Source organism: Rhodopseudomonas sp. BR0C11 (assembly GCF_010820945.1).
GTDB lineage: Bacteria > Pseudomonadota > Alphaproteobacteria > Rhizobiales > Xanthobacteraceae > Rhodopseudomonas > Rhodopseudomonas palustris_H.
This window is the reverse complement of record NZ_QTKI01000459.1, coordinates 1-3,567: the sequence shown is the minus strand read 5'-3', so window position 1 is coordinate 3,567 and position 3,567 is coordinate 1. Positions and strand designations below refer to the sequence as shown.

The 3,567-nt window shown below is 68.5% G+C and carries 4 protein-coding genes; all 4 read right to left on the bottom strand.

Annotation, left to right across the window (positions count from 1 at the left end; translation table 11 throughout):
- Positions 1-1,034: HAD-IC family P-type ATPase (locus tag DYI24_RS23365; protein WP_164574030.1), on the bottom strand; the 1,034-nt coding region annotated here is incomplete at its 3' end.
- A gap of 37 nt (positions 1,035-1,071) precedes the next feature.
- On the bottom strand, positions 1,072-1,593 hold the full coding sequence (gene moaC, locus DYI24_RS23360) for a cyclic pyranopterin monophosphate synthase MoaC (RefSeq protein WP_164574029.1): 522 nt from the start codon (positions 1,591-1,593) through the stop codon (positions 1,072-1,074).
- Positions 1,594-1,839: 246 nt separating this feature from the next.
- Positions 1,840-2,661 (bottom strand): indole-3-glycerol phosphate synthase TrpC, encoded by an 822-nt coding sequence (trpC, locus tag DYI24_RS23355; RefSeq protein WP_164574028.1) that lies wholly within the window; start codon positions 2,659-2,661, stop codon positions 1,840-1,842.
- A 146-nt stretch (positions 2,662-2,807) separates the two neighbouring features.
- Positions 2,808-3,567: anthranilate phosphoribosyltransferase (gene trpD, locus DYI24_RS23350; RefSeq protein ID WP_164574027.1), on the bottom strand; the 760-nt coding region annotated here is incomplete at its 5' end.

Here is a 3,567-nt window from a genome sequence, read left to right as displayed (position 1 = left end):
GGCCGGAACACCGCGCCGGAAGGAAGCCGCAGTTCGGCAACCGACATCCGGTTCTCGGTCAGCGTTCCGGTCTTGTCGGTACACAGCACGGTGGCGGAGCCGAGCGCCTCGATCGCGGCAGCGCGCCGGGTCAGCACCCGGGCCTGCGAGATCCGCCAGGCGCCCATTGCCATGAACACCGTCAGTACCACCGGGAATTCTTCCGGCAGCATCGACATGCCGACGGTGATGCCGGCCAGCACCGCGTCGAGCCAGCCGTCGCGCAATGCGCCGTAGAGGATCACGACCAACGCGGTGAATGCCGCGGCGATGATGCCGAAGGTGCGGACCAGCGCGCGGGTCTGCTGCTGCAGCCGTGGTGCTTCGGTCTGCATCGAGCCGAGTGCCTGACCGATCTTGCCGATCTCGCTGCGTGCGCCCGTGGCGGTCACTTCGGCAAGGCCGCCGCCGCGCACCACCAGCGAGCCGGAATACACATTGGGCTGATCGTCGCCGCCGGGACGATGCGACGCGGTGGTGTCGGCTTCGTCCCGGCTGAGCTTGCGGACCGGCACCGACTCGCCGGTCAGCAGCGACTCGTCGACGAGCAGATCGTCGGCCTGCAGCAGCACCGAGTCGGCGGCGATGCGATCGCCCTCGGATAGTACGATGACGTCGCCGCGCGCCACTTCGCGTCCCGCAATGCGTTTGCGGACACCGTCGCGGATCACAAGCGCGCGCGGGCTGGTGAGATCGCGCAGCGTCTCGAGCACGCGCTCGGTGCGCGCTTCCTGCACCACCGTGATCACCACCGACAGGGTGGCGAAGATTAGCAGGATGATCGCTTCCTTGAGATCGCCGAGCGCCATGTAGACGACGCCGCCGCCGAGCAGCAGCGCCAGCATCGGCTCGCGCACCACCTCGAACACGATGCCGAGCAGGGTGCGGCGATCAGGGCTTGGCAGCTCGTTGTAGCCCTCGCTGGCGAGCCGTTCCGCAGCCTCGCGCTCGCTGAGGCCGGAGATGCTGTCGGAGGGAGAGGCGAGGTCGGGCATCGGGCAACCTGACGTTCGAGAGCCCGCCGATGTTAGCCTATTTTCGGCTCGCGCTCGCGACGTAGTCGCCGGACTTGCCGCCTGTCTTGGCGATCAGATGGATGCCTTCGATCCGGACGCCGCGTTCGGCCGCCTTGATCATGTCGTAGATCGTCAGGCACGCCACCGACACGGCGGTCAGCGCTTCCATTTCGACGCCGGTCGGGCCGGTGACCTTGACGGTGGCGCGGACGATGCAGCCGGGCAGCTTGGCATCCGGCGTGATGTCGAGCGTGACCTTCGACAGCGCCAGCGGATGGCACAGCGGGATCAATTCGGCGGTGCGCTTGGCCGCCATGATGCCGGCGACGCGCGCGGTGCCGAGCACGTCACCCTTCTTGGCGTCGCCGCTGAGGATCAGCTCCAGCGTCGCTTTCTTCATCACCACGCGGCCTTCCGCGACTGCGACGCGTTCGGTGGCCGGTTTCTCCGAGACGTCCACCATCCGCGCCTCGCCGCTGGCGCCGATGTGGGTGAGGGCGGGGGTGGTTGCGGCGCGCGTGGTGGACTTTTTAGCCACGGGAAGGCCTCGCAATGAGGAGGAGAGAGCGATCGCAGCACGCGTTCACCCTCCCCTGGAGGGGGAGGGTCGGACGGCGCAGCCGTCCGGGGTGGGGTGAGGCCGCGCGTGACGCCTTTGCGGCGCGGCTCGTCGTGATCGAGAGGCTGTCACCCCACCCCGTCACGGGCCGCGCGATACGCGCCCCGTGCCGACCCTCCCCCTCAAGGGGAGGGTGAAGGCCGAGGCGTGGCGCAGGGATTGTCACTAATTAGTCCCGGTCTGCTGCGGCGTCGTTTGACGCGCCAGCAGCGCGCGGGTGGCGGCGGTGACGTCCTGCTGCCGCATCAGGCTTTCGCCGACCAGGAAGGTCGACATCCCGACGTGGGCGAGGCGGGCGAGATCGGCCGGCGTGAAGATGCCGCTTTCGCCGACCATCAGGCGATCGTTCGGGATCAGCGGCGCCAGCGCCTCGCTGGTCGCCAGCGTGACTTCGAAGGTACGCAGGTTGCGGTTGTTGACGCCGACCATCGGCGACCGCAGCTTCAGCGCGCGCTCCAGTTCGGGCGCATTGTGGACTTCGAGCAGCACGTCCATGCCGAGGTCGAACGCGGCGTCCTCGATGTCCTTGGCGGCGGCGTCGTCGAGCGCCGCCATGATGATCAGGATGCAATCGGCGCCGTGGGCGCGGGCCTCGACCACCTGATAGGTGTCGTACATGAAGTCCTTGCGCAGCGCCGGCAATGACACCGCGGCGCGCGCGGCAACGAGATAATCGAGGCTGCCCTGGAATGACGGCGTATCGGTCAGCACCGACAGGCAGGCTGCGCCGCCGGCCTCGTAGGCGCGGGCCAGCGCCGGCGGATCGAAGTCGGCGCGGATCAGGCCCTTCGAGGGTGAGGCCTTCTTGATCTCGGCAATCAGCCCATAGTTGCCGGCCGCCTGCTTGGCGCGCAGCGCCTTGACGAAGCCGCGCGGCGGCGAAGCTTCGCGGGCGATCGCCTCGATCGCAGCCAACGGATGCTCGCGCTTGGCGGCGGCGATCTCCTCGCGCTTATAGGCTTCGATCTTGGTCAGGATATCGGACACGGCGATGCCACCTACGTTGCTATGATCAAGTCGCTTAGTCTTCTCGTCATGGCCGGGCTTGTCCCGGCCATCCATGCCTTCACCGTTGCGCCGCCCCCAAGGCGTGGATGCCCGGGACAAGCCCGGGCATGACGGCAACTGGTACTTCAGGCCGCCGCGGAGACCGCGATCAGCTTCTTCAGCCGCGCTTCGGCGGCGCCGCTGTCGATCGATTGGGTGCCGAGCGCGACGCCTTCCTTGAGGTCTCGGGCCTTACCGGCGACGACCAGCGTCGCGGCCGCGTTGAGCAGGGCGACGTCGCGGTATGGGCCCGGCATGCCTTCCAGCACCGCGCGCAGCGCCACCGCATTGGCCTGGGCGTCGCCGCCCTTCAGTGCGTCGGCCGGCGCGCGGGGCAGGCCGGCGTCCTCGGGGCTGATCTCGAAGCTGGTGATCTCGCCGTTCTTCAGCTGGGCCACCGCGGTGGTGCCGGACAGCGTGATTTCGTCGAGGCCGTCGGAGCCGTGCACGACCCAGACGGCCTCGGCGCCGAGATTCTTCAGCACCTGCGCCAGCGGCTGCACCCATTGCCGCGAGAACACGCCGATCATCTGCCGCTTGACGCCGGCCGGGTTGGACAGCGGTCCGAGCAGATTGAAGATGGTGCGGGTCGCCAGTTCGACCCGGGTCGGGCCGACGTTCTTCATCGCCGGATGATGCGTCGGCGCGAACATGAAGCCGATGCCGGCTTCGTTGACGCAGCGGCCGACCTGCTCGGGCGTGATGTCGATCTTGACGCCGAGTGCGGCGAGCACGTCGGCGGCGCCGGATTTCGACGACAGAGCGCGGTTGCCGTGCTTGGCGACGGTGACGCCGCAGCCGGCGACCACGAACGACGCACAGGTCGACACGTTGACCGAGCCGGAG